Origin of the sequence: Streptomyces sp. NPDC090442, assembly GCF_044769405.1 — a bacterium.
Taxonomy (GTDB): Bacteria; Actinomycetota; Actinomycetes; order Streptomycetales; family Streptomycetaceae; genus Streptomyces.
The window spans coordinates 134,920-149,353 of record NZ_JBIVXW010000001.1 but is presented as its reverse complement, the minus strand read 5'-3'; the positions used below and the strand labels follow the sequence as shown (position 1 = coordinate 149,353).

Genomic DNA, 14,434 nt, shown 5'->3' with positions numbered 1-14,434 from the left:
CGTGGCCCGTCCGACCCGCCGCCCGCACCGTGGTCCGCGGACCGCGTTGGTGGCCCTGGCCGTGTTGGCCGGGCTGGCCTCCTGCGTCGGTGGTCCGTCGTTGGAGCACCGCGGGGCGATCACCGCGGCGCCCGGCGACAGCCACGAACTGTCCGTCGGCTCGGCCGGGTTCACCGAGAGCGAGCTGCTCGCCCAGATGTACGCGACGCTGCTCCGGCAGGCCGGATACCGAACCCACCTGCTCACCGTCGGCAACCGCGAGCTGTACGAACCGGCGCTGGAGGCCGGCCAGATCGACGTCGTCCCCGAATACGCCGCCACCTTCGCGGACTGGCTCAACGCCAAGGAGCACGGGCCCGAGGCGGTCCCGGTCGCCTCCCCCGACCGGGACGTCACCATGGCCGCGCTGCGCCGGCTCGCCGCGCCGCGCGGGCTGACCGTGCTCCCGCCGGGCCGCGCCGTCGACCAGAACGCCTTCGCGGTACGCGCCTCCTACGCCGCCGAGCACGGCCTCCGCACCCTCAGCGACCTGGGTCGCGCCAAGCTGCCGGTGCGGCTGGCGGCCGGCGACGAGTGTGTCCAACGGCCCTTCTGCGCACCCGGGTTGCGGAAGACCTACGGCATCGACATCACCGCCGTGGACCCGAAGGGCGTCGGCACCACACCGGCGAAACAGGCCGTGCAGAACGGCCAGGACCAGATGGTGCTGACCACCAGCACGGACGCCACCCTCGACCAGTTCGGACTGGTCGTCCTCATCGACGACCGGAAGCTCCAGAACGCCGACTACATCGTCCCCGTCGTCAACCACGCACGGGCCGGCGGTGCCCGCCCGGTCGCCGCGCTGAGCCGCCTCAACACGGTGCTGACCACCGAGGACTTGGCCCGGCTCAACGAACAGGTCGACAGCTGGCGCCGGCTCCCCGCCGACGTGGCCCACAACTACCTCATGGAGAAAGGGCTGTTGAGGAAAGGCTGACACCGCCCGAGCCGGTGTTTCACGTGAAACACCGCGCTGCGAAGGCCGTTTCACGTGAAACGTCGCGTCCGCCCCGCGCCCGCCTCACTCCGTAGGGACGGAATCCACCTCCGGCCGCCCCCGCGACACTCCCCGCACCTCCGGTGCGATGGTGCGGCGCAGCGCCTCGTGCAGGGTCGTCGGGGTCAGGACGCCCACCAGCCGTGGGCCGTCCAGGACCGCGATCCACCCGGCGTCGTGCTTCAGCATCTCGCTGAACGCGTCCTTGAGCGTCCCGGTCACCGGGATCCACGCCTCCATGCGGCGGGCGTGGTCCGCGACGGTCCCGCCCGCGCCCGCCAGGCGTTCCGTGCCCACCCAGCCGTGCAGCGCACCGTCGGCGTCCAGCACCACGGCCCAACGGGCCTCCTCGCCCCGCAGCCGGGTCACCGCCTCCGCGGCCGGCTCGGCGAGCCGGGCGAACGGCGGTCGTTCGAGGTCGTCGCGGTCGATGGAGGTCACCGAGAGCTGCTTCAACGCCCGGTCCGCGCCCACGAATTCGGCGACATAGGGCGTCGCGGGAGCGCCGAGCACCCGCGCCGGGGTGTCGAACTGCTCGATGCGGCCGGCACCGTAGACCGCGATCCGGTCGCCGAGCCGGATGGCCTCCTCGATGTCGTGGGTGACCAGCAGCACCGTCTTGTGCATATCGGCCTGGAGCCGCAGGAACTCCTTCTGGAGGCGGTCCCGGACGACCGGGTCGACGGCGCCGAACGGCTCGTCCATGAGCAGCACGGGCGGATCGGCCGCCAGCGCGCGGGCCACCCCCACCCGCTGGCGCTGCCCGCCGGACAACTGGTCGGGGTAGCGCGGTCCGTAGACGGCCGGGTCCAGGCCGACCAGGTCCAGGAGCTCGGCGGCCCGCTCCCGCGCCTTGGCCCGCTTCCAACCGGTCAGCACCGGCACCGTCGCGGTGTTGTCGAGGACGGTCCGGTGCGGGAAGAGGCCGGTTTGTTGGATGACGTAGCCGATCCGGCGGCGGAGCCGTACCGGGTCGACTCCGGAGACGTCCGCACCGTCGACGAGGATCCGGCCCTCGGTGGGGTCGATGAGCCGGTTCACCATCATCATGGTCGTCGTCTTCCCGCACCCGGACGGGCCGACCAGCGTGACCAACTCGCCCTTGCCGACCTCGAAGGAGAGGTCGTCGACGGCCGTCGTCCCGTCGGGATAGCGCTTGGTGACCGACTCGAACCGGATCATTGCGCCATTGAATCCCGCGCCCCGTCGCCGTTCCCGTCATGCGGGCAATCGAGTGGGGAAACGGAACGGTGGCGGGGGCCGTACGAGTGCTTCGGGGGCACCGCCTCTCGTCCTCCCGCGCCCGGCCCGTTCGGCGTGCTTACGATCCACTTCGGCCGCCTCCTCGGAAGGGTGGAAGGGAACGCCACATGAGAGCCGTAGCAATCAACGCCTTCGGTGAGGACCCGCAGCTGATGGAGCTGCCGCAGCCTGAGCCGGGACCCGGTGAGGTCCTGGTGCGGTTGGCCGCGGCCGGCCTTAACCCGATCGACTGGAAGCTGGCCGACGGCCACTTCGGGAAGGCCGTGCAGGCCACCTTCCCCCTGGTGCTGGGAGCGGACGGGGCGGGGGAGGTGGTCGCGGTGGGAAGTGGCGTACGGCGGTTCACCGTGGGGGACCCGGTGTTCGGCCAGTTCCAGCGGCCCGAGCGGGGCGGCGGTTCCTACGCCGAGTTCGCCGCGGCCCGGGAGGGCGACATCGCGCTGGCCGCCCGCAGCGTGACCTACGCGACCTCGGCGGCCGTGCCGACGGCCGGGATGACCGCATACAACCTCATCGAGGAGACCCGGGTCGGTGAGGGGCGGCGGGTACTGATCGTCGGTGCGACCGGCGGGGTCGGCACCTTCGCCACCCAGATCGCGGCCGGTCGCGGCGCCGAGGTCATCGCCACCGCCCGCCCCGCCAAGGCGGAGTTGATGCGTACGTTGGGCGCCGCGGAGACCGTCGACCACACCGCGGGCCCGATCGCCGACCAGGTTCTCGCGGCCCACCCGGAAGGGGTGGACGTGCTGATCGACATGACCAGCGACGCCAAGGGCTTCGTCGAGATGACCCGGGCCGTGCGGGACGGCGGGGTGGCGGTCTCGCTGATCGGTGCCGCCGACGCCGATGTCCTGACCGAACACAATCTGCGCGGCTTCAACTTCGTCAACCGCCCCTCCCCCCAACTCCTGGAGATCCTCGCCGGGCACCTCGACGCGGGGCGCCTCACGGTCCTGGTGGGCCTCGAAGTCCCCCTGGAGGAGGCCCCGGGGGCGCTGGCGGCCAGCCGCACCGGGCGGGCGCAGGGGAAGACCGTCCTGGCGATCTGAGCCGGGCGGCCCGGGACGTCGCCTCGGGGCCCGGCACCGTCCGCGGTCGATGCTTGGGCACCGTCGTGCGGCGGAGGCGGGCGGCCAGCGGGCCGGCCGTGGCGAGGGCGATGACCAGCGCGGCCGTGCCGATCGTGGTCCACACACCGGTGCGCAGGGAGGCGGTCAGGGCGTCGGTGTAGGCGTCGGCGGCGGGGCGGGAGATCGCGGTGGGCAGGGCGTCCAGGAGGCGGGTGCGGAGCAGCGCCAGCACCGCGGACAGCAGGGCGCAGGCCAGCGCGCAGCCGAGCGCGGTGCCGACCAGCGCGCGGCGTCGGCGGCGGACGAGCAGCAGTCCGGCCAGGAGGCAGAGGGCGGCGGCCGGCGGCAGCAGCCGGGCACCGGTGCGCGCGGCCTGGAAGCCGGTCCGGAGGCGGGGCACGTCGGGGGACTTGAGCAGCACGATCGAGGTGCCGGTGGGCGGCACGTGGCGAACGATGTCGATGCCCAGGCCGTTGCCGGCGAGTTGGTGCCGCACGCGGGCGAGGACCGGTGCGAGGTCGAGGGTGACGGGGCCGTTGCCGGAGGTGGTGAGGGTGCCGTCCAGGGTCCGGTGGGCGGTGCGGTGCACCCCGGTCCAGAGCGCGGGGAACGTGCGGGCGGTGACGACCTGACGCACCTGTTTGTCCACGAACTCGCGGATGCCGAGGGTGAACTTCCGTCGTAGCGCGGGTCGTTCGGCGCAGGGGACGACCTTGAGCAGTCCGTCGAGCCGGACGTGCGGCATCACGCCGTTGGTGACGTCGTGGACGATGGCGTCCTGGACGGCGGGGTTGTCGGCGAGCGGGGCGACCGTGGCCACATAGCGGTCGGTGTCGGTGAGTTCGGTGCGGGCCCAGGCGGCGGCCAAGCTCAGCGGCAGCAGCAGCGTTCCGAGCACCAGCAGCGCTCCGCCGGCCAGTGAGCGGGCCCGGCGCGGCCGTCCCGGCGGGCAACGTGCCTCCGCCTCCCGGCCGTCGGCGCGTGCGGGTGCACTCGCTGACATCGCGTCGCAGTCCTTCCTGCCCCGGCGGTTGCTGCCACCCTCCAGGCAAGTCGGTGCGGGGGGCGGTCGCGAGCGGGGCCGGTGCCAACGGGTGACCGCGGGGACGTGCGGCGGCACGGCGCTCGCGCGGTGCTCAGCCGGACCGTCGGGGCGCGGGGTCAGTGCCGGTGCGGTCCGGGGCGGTGGACGGGGCCGTGGGAGTCGTCGCAGTGGCTGCCGGACGGCTGCGCGGGGCCGGGCCCGGGGCCCAGGGTGAGCAGCTCGTCCTCGTCCTGTTCGCCGAGGTGGTCGACCTGGAGGGTGGCGTGGGTGATGCCGTACTCCGTGCGCAACAGCTCCTGGAGGCTGCGGCGGACCTTGTGGCAGTCGCCGCCCGGGGCCACGAGGATATGCGCGGACAGCGCGGGCTGCCCGGAGGTGATCTGCCAGATGTGCAGGTCGTGCACCTCCACGACCTGCTCGGCGGCGACGAGGTGGTCGCCCAGCGCGTCCGGGTCGATCCCGGCCGGCGCGGCCTCCATGAAGATCCGGCCGGACTCCCGTACCAGCCCCGTGCCGGCCTTCAGCATCAGCGCGACGACGACCAGCGAGGCGATCGCGTCGGCCCGGGCGAAGCCCGTGGTCAGCACGATCAGCCCGGAGATCGCGGTGGCGATGAAGCCGAACAGGTCGGTGAGGATGTGCTGGTAGGCGCCCTCGACGTTCAGGCTGGAGCGGTTGGCCTTCGACAGGAACCAGGTGCAGATCAGGTTCACCACGACACCGGACAGCGCGGTGATCACCACCAGGCCGCCGGTGACCTCGGGTGGCGAGATCAACCGCTGGACCGCCTCGTAGGCCAGCCAGAGGGAGAGCACCAGCAAGGTGATGCCGTTGGCCTGCGCGGAGAGGATCTCGGCGCGTTTGAGGCCGTAGGTGTAGCCGCCCCGCGCGGGCTTGGCGGCCAGGCGCATCGCCACCAGGGCCAGCACGATCGAGACCGCGTCGGTCAGCATGTGGGCCGCGTCCGAGATCAGCGCCAGCGACTGCGCCAGGAAACCGATGACGACCTCGATCGCCATGTAGGCGGTCAGCAGGATGAGCGCGGCCCGCAGCCAGCGCCGGTCGGCGTCGGGGGAGACCCCGTGGGCGTGGCTGTGTGCATGGCTGTGCCCACTGTGGGCGTGCTCGGTCATGGCGCGCTCCTTCTCGGCTCCACCTTGCTCGTCGCTGCGAAGCAAACCGCACTTCGGCGAAAGATCCAAAGGCTGCATCGGTGACCGTTGTCATTACCGTCGAACGGGCTATCGTGCCTGGTCAGAGCGGTGTCTTGCGGGAGCGCACGGGCGGCGGCGGGATCCGGTCACGGAGCGGAGCGTCCGGCGTTTCGCGGGAGACACCCGGTTTCACGTGAAACATGTGTGCGGTCTCACGGCGGGCAGTGGCGACCGGGCGGGAGAAAAGAGGACAGCGCGCGGATCCCCCTCGCGCGCTGTCCGGTCCATGGCCGGGCCCGCCTCGTTCCGGGCCCCCGGACAGTAATAGCAAGTAATTGCGCATCGCGTGCAAGATGGTGCGGGGTGGGCGCACCGGGACGTGCCGCGGCGCGGGGGACCTCCCCGGAAGCCGCGACGGCCCGGCCGGTCAGTAGAGTTCGGCACCCGTCCCCCGACGGGACTCCGCTCCGCAAGACCCGCCCCTTCGCGCCCCGAGGTACCCCGCCGTGACTCCCCCGCTTCCGCTCTCCGTCGTTGGTATCGGGGCCGATGGCTGGGACGGGTTGGCGCCGGCCGCGCGGCGGGAGTTGGGCGCGGCCGAGGTACTGATCGGCGGGGCGCGACAGTTGGCGTTGCTGCCGGACGCGTGCACGGGCGAGCGGGTGGCGTGGCCCTCGCCGCTGCGACCCGCGGTCCCCGAACTGCTCGCGGCGCACGCCAGACGGCGGGTCTGCGTGCTGGCCAGTGGGGACCCGATGTTCTACGGGATCGGGCGGACCCTGACCGAGGTGATGGCGGAGGACCCCGCGGTGCGGCGGCCGCTGCGGGTGGTGCCGCATCCGTCGTCGGTGGCGTACGCCTGCGCCCGGTTGGGCTGGGCGGTGGAGGACGCCGAGGTCGTCACGCTCGTCGGACGGCCCGCGGAGAACCTGGTGCGGGCGCTGCACGACGGGCGGCGGGTGCTGGTGCTGTCGGCCGGGGCCGGGACGCCCGGCGAGGTCGCGGCGCTGCTGCGGGCGCGGGGCTTCGGCCCGAGCCGGATGCGGGTGTGGGAGCAACTCGGCGGCCCGCGCGAGCGGTTGGTCGAGGGCACCGCGCGGGCGTGGGACGCACCCGCCGGCGACCCGCTCAACGTGATCGCGCTGGACTGCACGCGGGAGCCGGACGCCCCGCGGCTGCCGGTCGTGCCCGGGCTCCCCGACGACGCCTACGAGCACGACGGCCAGTTGACCAAGCGCCACATCCGGGCGGCCACGCTGGCCGCGCTCGCCCCCGCGCCCGGCGAACTCCTCTGGGACGTCGGCGGCGGCTCCGGCTCCATCGCCGTCGAATGGCTGCGCGCGCACCGCAGTTGCCGGGCGGTCAGCGTCGAACGGGACGCGGCGCGGGCGGCGCGGATCGACCGCAACGCGCGGGCGCTCGGCGTCCCGGGCCTCCGGGTGGTGCACGGGGCGGCGCCCGCCGCGCTGGCCGAACTGCCCTCGCCGGACGCGGTGTTCATCGGTGGCGGGCTGACCGCGCCGGGGTTGCTGGACGCCTGCTGGGAGGCGCTGCCCCCGGGCGGCCGGCTGGTCGCGAACACCGTGACGCTGGAGTCCGAGGCGCTGCTGACCGAGTGGTACCGGCGGCACGGCGGCGAGTTGGTGCGGCTCGCGGTCGCCCACGCGGTGCCGGTCGGCGGCTTCACGGGGTGGCGGCAGGCGATGCCGGTCACCCAGTGGTCGGCGGCGAAGCCCGCGCGGCCCGGTGCGCCGGAGCCCGGCCCGCGGGGGGCCGCCGCGCCGTCCCGTCCCCAGGACCCTTCGTAACCTCCCCAGGAGACCGACAGCATGACCGTTCACTTCATCGGCGCGGGCCCCGGTGCCGCCGACCTGATCACCCTGCGCGGCGCCCGCACCCTCGCCTCCTGCGGGGTGTGCCTCTACGCGGGGAGCCTGGTGCCGCGCGAACTCCTCGCCGCATGCCCGCCCGGGGCCCGGCTGATCGACACCGCGCAGCTCGACCTGGACGCGATCACCGCGGAGCTGGTCCGGGCGCACGAGGAGGGGCACGACGTCGCCCGACTGCACTCCGGTGACCCGTCCGTCTTCAGCGCGGTGGCCGAGCAGATGCGCCGGCTGGACGCGGCGGGGGTGCCCTACGAGGTCGTGCCGGGCGTGCCGGCGTTCGCCGCGGCGGCGGCCGCCCTCAAGCGCGAACTGACGGTGCCCACCGTCGGCCAGACCGTCGTCCTCACCCGCGTCGCCCAGCGCGCCACGCCCATGCCGGACGGCGAGGACCTGGCGACCCTGGGCCGCAGTGGGGCGCTGCTGGTGCTGCACCTCGCGGCGATGTACGTCGACCGGATCGTGGACGAACTGCTGCCGCACTACGGCGCGGACTGCCCGGCAGCCGTCGTGGCGATGGCCTCCCGGCCCGAGGAGCTCGTCCTGCGCGGCACGCTCGGCGACATCGCCGGGCAGGTGAAGGCCGCCGGGGTGGTCCGGACCGCAGTGATCATGGTCGGCCGCACCCTGGGGGCCGAGCAGTTCCGCGACAGCCACCTCTACTCGCCGGAGCGGGAGCGGCCGCACGCACCCTGCGGCGAGGGCGCCTGAGGAGGCGTCAAGAGCCGCGCATACCTGGCCTATCCGACTGAATTGTATGACCGCATCGGGGTGAAAGTCTGTTTTCCCGACCTCGGACGCCGGTAAGGAAGCGTCGACACCCAGGGGGATCCGACGCTAAAGGAGCATGTCCACGATGCGTACCAGAATGGCCGCCGGCGCGGTCGTCGCCGCGACCCTACTGACCCTCACCGGTAGCACTGTCGCCAGTGCCAACGGCAAGGACAACCAGCCCCGGTTGAAGGACAGCCCCATCCAGATGGTCGCCTGTGCCCTTGGGACCGCACTGGGCTCGCTCACCGGCGGGGACGCCACCTGTGTGCGGGACCGGATGGATCGGGCCCGCGAGGACCAACGCCGGAAGGGGCAGCGTAAGGACAAGCTCGGTCGCGGCGCCGGGCGCGCGGACGAGATGGGGCGTTCCAGCGGCACCGGCCGTGAGGACGGCCTGGGCACCGGGGAGATGCTGCCGCGGATGTGACGAGCGGCGTACGGCGGGGGCCGGGTCCTGGCCGGCCGGCGTGGGTTTCACGTGAAACCTCCAGCGCCGGCCGCGCTAGGCACCCGGCCCCCGCGGCTCCGCCCGGCCCACCACCAGTCCCGCCCGGTCGATGCAGACGACGTCGACCGCGACCGGCGCGCCGCGCAGGACGGCCAGCGACTCGTCCCGGGCCGTGGCCGCCACCAGGTCGCCGAGCGGAACGCCGGCCGCCGTGCACAACTGGAGTGCGGCGAGGCCGGTGTTGGCGCCGGCCACCGCCTCCGCCAGCGCCTCGTCGGCACCGCCGCGCCGGGCCAGCTCGGCCAGGAAGCCCTTGTCCACCTGGGACCGTGCCGAGTGCAGGTCCAGGTGCCCGGCCGCCAACTTGGAGAGCTTGGCGAAGCCGCCGCAGATCGTCAGCCGGTCGACGGGGTGGCGGCGGATGTACTTGAGCACCGCCCCCGCGAAGTCCCCCATGTCCAGCAGCGCGTCCTCCGGCAGATGGTGCAGGGCGACCGCGACCTTCTCCGACGTCGAGCCGGTGCAGCCGGCGACGTGCCGCCGGCCCGCGGCCCGGGCCACGTCCACCCCGCGCCGGATCGAGTCGATCCACGCCGAGCAGGAGTACGGCACGACGATCCCGGTCGTCCCCAGGATCGACAGCCCGCCCAGGATGCCCAGGCGCGGGTTCCAGGTGCTGCGTGCGATCTCCTCGCCGTGGTCGACGGAGATCGTGACCTCGACGTCCGCGGTCGCGCCGGGTCCGCGGTGCGCCTCCGCGACCCGCGTCAGATGCTCCCGGATCAGTTGGCGCGGTACGGGATTGATGGCGGGTTCGCCGACGTCCAGCGGGAGTCCGGGGCGGGTGACCGTGCCCACGCCGGGGCCCGCCCGGTAGACCACGCCGGTCCCGGCCGGCAGCGCCCGTACCGTGGCGCGCACCAGCGCCCCGTGCGTCACATCGGGATCGTCCCCGGCGTCCTTCACCACCCCGGCCATGGCGGTGGCAGGTTCCGGCCCGGCGGCGGTCAGTTCCTCGACGGCGAGTGCGAAGGCCGGCGTCTGCCCCTTCGGCAGCGTGATGGTGACCGGGTCCGGGAACTCGCCGCTCAGCAGCGCGGTGTAGGCGGCCGTGCCGGCCGCGGTCGCGCACGCCCCGGTGGTCCACCCGTGCCGCAGCCCGGTGTGCGCGAGCTGTGCGCTGCGGCCTCCCGTACCCTTCGGTTGCGTTTCACCCACGGAGGATCCCGCCGCTCATGTCGTCCGCACCCGTCCATGACTCCGTCCGCCATGCGTTGATCCTCGGCGGCACCACGGAGGCCCGCCGGCTGGCCGCGGCGTTGGCGGCGGAGCCGGGGGTGCGGGTGACGAGTTCACTGGCCGGTCGGGTGGCGGCGCCGCGGCTGCCCGCCGGGGAGGTGCGCATCGGTGGGTTCGGCGGCCCCGAGGGCCTGGCCCGCTGGCTGCGGGAGCACGCGGTGGACGCGCTCATCGACGCCACCCATCCTTTCGCCGGCACGATCAGTTTCCATGCGGCCCGGGCTGCCGCCTGCGCCCATGTTCCCCTGTTGGCGCTCCGCCGCCCCGGTTGGGGCGCGCAGCCCGGCGACGTCTGGCACCCGGTCCCCACCCTCGCCGAGGCCGCCGCCGTCCTGCCCGCGCTCGGCGGCCGGGTCTTCCTGACCACCGGCCGGATGGGGCTGGCGCACTTCGCCCACCTCACGGACCAGTGGTTCCTGGTCAGGTCGGTGGACGCGCCCGAGCCCCCGCACCCGCCCCGGATGACCACGCTCCTGGACCGCGGCCCGTTCACCCTCGACGGGGAACGGGAGTTGCTGCGCCGCCACCGCATCGACGTCCTGGTGACGAAGGACAGCGGCGCCGCGGCGACCGCGCCCAAGCTGGCCGCCGCCCGGGAGGCAGGGGTGCCGGTGGTGGTCGTCCAGCGGCCACCGGTCCCGGAGGGCGTGCCGGTGGCCGCGGAACCGGACGCGGCGGTGGAGTGGGTGCGGGCGCTGCTCGGCTGACGCCCCGTGAGGGGTCAGCGCTCCGGGTACCGCCGCGGCGTCCAGACCGCCTCCGTGCCGTCGTCGCGCCGCACCCGCTGTGTCTGTGACGAGCCGACCAGCAGGATCGTGCGCATGTCGACCTGGGTGGGATCGAGGTCGGTGAGCGGGACGGTGCGCAGCGACTCCTCGGGGCCGCCGATGTCGCGGGCGAGCATGACCGGGGTGTCCGGCGCGCGGTGCTCCAGCAGGACGTCCCGGGCCTTGGCCACCTGCCAAGTGCGGCTGCGGGAACCGGGGTTGTAGAGGGCCAGCGCCAGGTCGGCGGCGGCCGCCGCGCGCAGCCGTTCGGCGATCACCTCCCAGGGCTTGAGCCGGTCGGAGAGCGAGATCACCGCGTAGTCGTGGCCCAAGGGGGCGCCGGCGCGGGCGGCGGCGGCGTTGGCGGCCGTGACACCGGGCAGCACCCGCACCGGGACGGAGCGGTAGGGCTCCCGGGACGCTACTTCGAGGACCGCGGTGGCCATCGCGAAGATGCCCGGGTCGCCGCCGGAGACCACCGCCACCCGGCGGCCCCGGCGGGCCAGGTCGAGGGCGAACTCGGCGCGCTCGGACTCGACCTTGTTGTCGGAGGCGTGCCGGCGCTGGCCCGGGCGCACCGGGACGCGGTCCAGGTACGTGGCGTAGCCGACGAGGTCGGCGGCGGCGGCCAGGGCGCCGCGGGATTCCGGGGTGAGCCAGCGCGGCCCGGCCGGCCCGGTGCCCACCACGACCACCTCGCCGGCGTCCGTGGCGGCCGGCTCCGGCTCCTCGGTCGCGGTGGCGATGCGGCTGGGGACGACCGCGACGGAGAAGTACGGAACGCTGTCGGCGTCGACGTCGGACAGCGCGCCGGTGCGCTCCCCGGCCATCGTGGCGCGCTCGACGTAGCGGGCCTCCGGCATCCGGCCGGAGCGCTCCAGGGCGCGGCGGACGGTGGGGAAGGTGCGGCCCAGCTTCATCACCACCGCGGAGTCGGTGGCGCTCAGACGGGCCGTCAGCTCCTCCTCGGACAGCGTGCCGGGGAGGACGGTCAGTACCTCGTCGGCCTCGGTGAGGGGGGTGCCCAGCCGGGCCGCGGCGGCGTTGATGGAGGTGACGCCGGGCACGACCTCGGTGGGGTAGCGGTGCGCCAGCCGCTTGTGCATGTGCTGGTACGAGCCGTAGAAGAGCGGGTCGCCCTCGGAGAGCACCGCGACCGTGCGGCCGGCGTCGAGATGGGCCGCGAGCCGCGCCGCCGCCGCCTCGTAGAACTCGTCCAGGGCGCCGCGGTAGCCGCCGGGGTGGTCGGTCGACTCGGTGGTGACCGGGTAGACCAGGGCCTCCTCGACGTGGTCCGGGCGGAGGTGCCGGGCGGCGATGGAGCGCGCGATGGAGCGGCCGTGCCGGGCGCTGTGGTACGCCACCACATCGGCCTCGGCGATGACCTCCACCGCCCGCACGGTCATCAGGGACGGGTCGCCGGGGCCGAGGCCGACGCCGTAGAGGCGCCCGGCGGAGTGCCGCGGGGAGTGCGCGGCCGGCTGGTCCGGCGCGCCGCTGTGGGACTGCTGCTCGCGCACGCTCACTCCTCCTCGCTCGCCAGGGCGTTGAGCGCCGCCGCGGCCATGGCGCTGCCGCCGCGCCGCCCGCGCACCACGATGTGCTCCAGCTTCGACGGGTGGCCGATCAGCGCGTCCTTGGACTCGGCCGCGCCTATGAAGCCGACCGGGATGCCGAGGACGGCGGCGGGGCGCGGCGCCCCCTCCTCGATCATTTCGAGGAACCGGAAGAGGGCGGTGGGGGCGTTGCCGAAGGCGACCACGGCGCCCTCCAGCCGGTCCCGCCACAGTTCGAGCGCGGCGGCGCTGCGCGTGGTGCCCATCCGGGCGGCCAGCTCCGGAACGGCCGGATCGCCGAGGGTGCACAGCACCTCGTTGTCCGCGGGCAGTCGCCTGCGGGTCACGCCGCTGGCCACCATGGTGGCGTCGCACAGGATCGGCGCACCGGCGCGCAGCGCGGCCCGGGCACTGGCCACGACGCCCGGGGTGAAGGCCAGATCGCGGACGAGATCGACCATGCCGCAGGCGTGGATCATGCGGACCGCGACCCGGCTGACATCGGCGGGCAGTTCGGACAGGTCCGCCTCGGCGCGGATGGTGGCGAAGGACTGGCGGTAGATGGCCGCCCCGTCCTTTTCGTAGTCGAACGCGGTCACTTGAGCCTCGGGGTCGTGGGTTGAGGGGTGGAAGGGGGGCGTGGGGCGTCGGCGGAGGGTGCCAAGTCCCGTGTGTCCGCGGCCGGTTCGGCCCGTACGCGGGAAGCCGGGTCCTGTGGTGTTTCACGTGAAACGGCGCTCGGTCGGGGCGTTTCACGTGAAACATCCGTCGGGGCGGGGGAGTTGGGGCGCACGGCGGTGGTGCGGTATCCGTCGGGCGTCGCCAGGACGTCGATCCAGGCGCCGTGCGGATGCCCGCAGCGCCGTGCACAGCCCGACCAGTGGACAGGCGGGCCGACGGGCGGGGTGGACCCGTCCGCCGGGACGGGCCGGCCCGCGGCGAGGGCGGCCGACGCATCCCCCCGCACGTCCGTCAGGGACTTGGCGCAGCCGGGGAGGCCGGTGCAGGCGGTGACCCCGCGCCACGGGGAGGCCGGGTCGGTGACCAGACCGGCGGCGGCGAGCTCGCCCAGCCGTCGGTCCGCCGCGCTCGCCGGCAGGCCGGGGACGACGATGCCGCGCCAGGGCGTGAGGCGCAGCGCGCCGGAGCCGTCCGCCGCGGCGACCTCGGCCAGCAGCCGCCACTGGGCCGCGGTCAGCCGGCCGAGCGGCGCCAGGACCACCAGGGCGCGGCGGCCGTCCGGGCCCTCGACCGGGCCGGGGACGGTGGCATCGGCGTACGGCACCGCCGGCCGCGGGCCGGGCGCCGCGGGGTATGTGGCGGGCTCGGCGGTGATGCCCGCGGCCCGCAGTGCGCCGCGCACGTCGTGGACGGTGAGCGGGCGCGCGGCGGGGAGTTCGGTGACCCGCCAGGCGCCGCTGTCGCTCTCCGCCGCGGCGGAGAGGAAGGTCTCGGCGGCGATCAGCGCCGCCCGCGGGACGTCGTCCGCCGCGATCCGCAGCGCCGCCGGGTCCGCACCGACGCGGAGCAACGCCCCGTGCCCGGACGCGGCCCCCGGCGCGAACGCGGTGCCCGCCGGAGCCCGTCGGCCGGATTCTGCGAGCAAGGTCACATCGCCGCCGAGCCCCGCCACATCGCCCCGCCCGTCGTCGAGGGCGAACAGGAAACGGCCCGAAAGGGCCGTCGCCGGCTCGCTCGCGCACAGCAGCGCGTCCAGGCTCCGGGCCCACCACCGCACGTCGGAGGGGGTGTGGTGGTCCAGCCCGGCCAGCGGCGAGGCCAGTACGTTGCGGATCCGCTCATGACGTACCGACGGCAGCAGCCCGGCGTCGGCGAGGAGGGCGGCCAGGCGGTCGGCGCAGTCGTCGGGCAGGCCGCGGAGTTCGACGTTGCCGCGGGAGGTGAGCGAGAGGTGACCGTCGCCGAGGCGCTCTGCGGCGTCCGCCAGCGCGCGGGCCTGGTCTGCCGTCAAGTCCCCTGCGGGCAGCCGGACTCGGGCCAGTTCGCCGTCGGCGGCGGAGTGCAGCCGCAGCGCTCCCGGGCAGGCGTCACCGCGGTCCCGCACGGGCGGTCCGGCCCGGTCGGGGCGTCGAGAGGGGGAGGGCGGCATGGCGGCGAGCATACCTACGCGTC

General features: G+C 74.6%; 13 protein-coding genes. 6 read left to right on the top strand and 7 right to left on the bottom strand.

Features of this window, described 5'->3' with window-relative positions; genetic code table 11:
• Window position 1 precedes the first annotated feature (1 nt).
• A complete protein-coding gene (locus tag ACIQU6_RS00690) occupies window positions 2-979 on the top strand; it encodes an ABC transporter substrate-binding protein (RefSeq protein ID WP_403479442.1) in 978 nt (325 codons plus the stop codon).
• Window positions 980-1,063: 84 nt separating this feature from the next.
• On the opposite strand, the gene ACIQU6_RS00685 is transcribed toward ACIQU6_RS00690, so the two are convergent.
• Window positions 1,064-2,221, bottom strand: coding sequence for a betaine/proline/choline family ABC transporter ATP-binding protein (locus ACIQU6_RS00685; protein ID WP_403479441.1), 1,158 nt, complete (start codon window positions 2,219-2,221; stop codon window positions 1,064-1,066).
• A 188-nt stretch (window positions 2,222-2,409) separates the two neighbouring features.
• Here ACIQU6_RS00685 and ACIQU6_RS00680 point away from each other — a divergent pair, with 188 nt between their 5' ends.
• Window positions 2,410-3,351 carry an NADP-dependent oxidoreductase gene (locus ACIQU6_RS00680; RefSeq protein ID WP_403479440.1) on the top strand — a complete coding sequence of 314 codons (942 nt, stop codon included), beginning with the start codon at window positions 2,410-2,412 and terminating at the stop codon, window positions 3,349-3,351.
• On the opposite strand, the gene ACIQU6_RS00675 is transcribed toward ACIQU6_RS00680, so the two are convergent.
• Together ACIQU6_RS00675 and ACIQU6_RS00670 are read right to left on the bottom strand one after the other, a co-directional pair.
• Window positions 3,248-4,375 carry a hypothetical protein gene (locus tag ACIQU6_RS00675; RefSeq protein ID WP_403479439.1) on the bottom strand — a complete coding sequence of 376 codons (1,128 nt, stop codon included), beginning with the start codon at window positions 4,373-4,375 and terminating at the stop codon, window positions 3,248-3,250. The two genes, ACIQU6_RS00680 and ACIQU6_RS00675, sit on opposite strands and share 104 nt — an antisense overlap.
• Window positions 4,376-4,533: 158 nt before the next feature.
• Window positions 4,534-5,550 (bottom strand): cation diffusion facilitator family transporter, encoded by a 1,017-nt coding sequence (locus ACIQU6_RS00670; RefSeq protein ID WP_403479438.1) that lies wholly within the window; start codon window positions 5,548-5,550, stop codon window positions 4,534-4,536.
• A 527-nt stretch (window positions 5,551-6,077) separates the two neighbouring features.
• Between ACIQU6_RS00670 and cbiE the strand changes: the two genes are divergently transcribed.
• The 3 genes from cbiE to ACIQU6_RS00655 all read left to right on the top strand — a co-directional run bounded on the left by cbiE (window position 6,078) and on the right by ACIQU6_RS00655 (window position 8,658).
• Window positions 6,078-7,379: a precorrin-6y C5,15-methyltransferase (decarboxylating) subunit CbiE gene (cbiE, locus tag ACIQU6_RS00665; RefSeq protein ID WP_403479437.1), complete on the top strand. Its 1,302-nt coding sequence runs from the start codon at window positions 6,078-6,080 to the stop codon at window positions 7,377-7,379.
• Between the two features lie 21 nt (window positions 7,380-7,400).
• Window positions 7,401-8,168 (top strand): precorrin-4 C(11)-methyltransferase, encoded by a 768-nt coding sequence (gene cobM, locus ACIQU6_RS00660; protein ID WP_403479436.1) that lies wholly within the window; start codon window positions 7,401-7,403, stop codon window positions 8,166-8,168.
• A 145-nt stretch (window positions 8,169-8,313) separates the two neighbouring features.
• Entirely contained in the window at window positions 8,314-8,658 is a 345-nt protein-coding gene (locus ACIQU6_RS00655; RefSeq protein ID WP_403479435.1) for a hypothetical protein, read from the top strand.
• A 75-nt stretch (window positions 8,659-8,733) separates the two neighbouring features.
• Here ACIQU6_RS00655 and ACIQU6_RS00650 read toward each other — a convergent pair whose 3' ends face one another.
• Entirely contained in the window at window positions 8,734-9,897 is a 1,164-nt protein-coding gene (locus ACIQU6_RS00650; protein WP_403479434.1) for a cobalt-precorrin-5B (C(1))-methyltransferase, read from the bottom strand.
• Window positions 9,898-9,914: 17 nt separating this feature from the next.
• Here ACIQU6_RS00650 and ACIQU6_RS00645 point away from each other — a divergent pair, with 17 nt between their 5' ends.
• On the top strand, window positions 9,915-10,685 hold the full coding sequence (locus ACIQU6_RS00645; protein WP_403479433.1) for a cobalt-precorrin-6A reductase: 771 nt from the start codon (window positions 9,915-9,917) through the stop codon (window positions 10,683-10,685).
• A 14-nt stretch (window positions 10,686-10,699) separates the two neighbouring features.
• Here ACIQU6_RS00645 and ACIQU6_RS00640 read toward each other — a convergent pair whose 3' ends face one another.
• From ACIQU6_RS00640 to cobG, 3 genes are read right to left on the bottom strand one after another with little or no spacing between them, the layout of a single operon-like run.
• Window positions 10,700-12,271, bottom strand: a complete 1,572-nt coding sequence (locus ACIQU6_RS00640) for a precorrin-2 C(20)-methyltransferase (RefSeq protein WP_403479432.1) — start codon at window positions 12,269-12,271, stop codon at window positions 10,700-10,702.
• Complete coding sequence (locus ACIQU6_RS00635; protein ID WP_403479431.1) at window positions 12,268-12,900, bottom strand: precorrin-8X methylmutase; 633 nt, start codon at window positions 12,898-12,900, stop codon at window positions 12,268-12,270. The genes ACIQU6_RS00640 and ACIQU6_RS00635 overlap by 4 nt, the downstream gene beginning before the upstream one ends.
• On the bottom strand, window positions 12,897-14,423 hold the full coding sequence (cobG, locus tag ACIQU6_RS00630; RefSeq protein WP_403479430.1) for a precorrin-3B synthase: 1,527 nt from the start codon (window positions 14,421-14,423) through the stop codon (window positions 12,897-12,899). The genes ACIQU6_RS00635 and cobG overlap by 4 nt, the downstream gene beginning before the upstream one ends.
• Between the last annotated feature and the right edge of the window lie 11 nt (window positions 14,424-14,434).

Coding starts and splice junctions, on each gene's coding strand:
- ACIQU6_RS00655 (WP_403479435.1), top strand. CDS start 8,314: ATGCGTACCAGAATGGCCGCCGGCGCGGTCGTCGCCGCGACCCTACTG.
- cobG (WP_403479430.1), bottom strand. CDS start 14,423: ATGCTCGCCGCCATGCCGCCCTCCCCCTCTCGACGCCCCGACCGGGCC.
- ACIQU6_RS00645 (WP_403479433.1), top strand. CDS start 9,915: ATGTCGTCCGCACCCGTCCATGACTCCGTCCGCCATGCGTTGATCCTC.
- ACIQU6_RS00675 (WP_403479439.1), bottom strand. CDS start 4,375: ATGTCAGCGAGTGCACCCGCACGCGCCGACGGCCGGGAGGCGGAGGCA.
- ACIQU6_RS00685 (WP_403479441.1), bottom strand. CDS start 2,221: ATGATCCGGTTCGAGTCGGTCACCAAGCGCTATCCCGACGGGACGACG.
- ACIQU6_RS00680 (WP_403479440.1), top strand. CDS start 2,410: ATGAGAGCCGTAGCAATCAACGCCTTCGGTGAGGACCCGCAGCTGATG.
- cobM (WP_403479436.1), top strand. CDS start 7,401: ATGACCGTTCACTTCATCGGCGCGGGCCCCGGTGCCGCCGACCTGATC.
- ACIQU6_RS00670 (WP_403479438.1), bottom strand. CDS start 5,550: ATGACCGAGCACGCCCACAGTGGGCACAGCCATGCACACAGCCACGCC.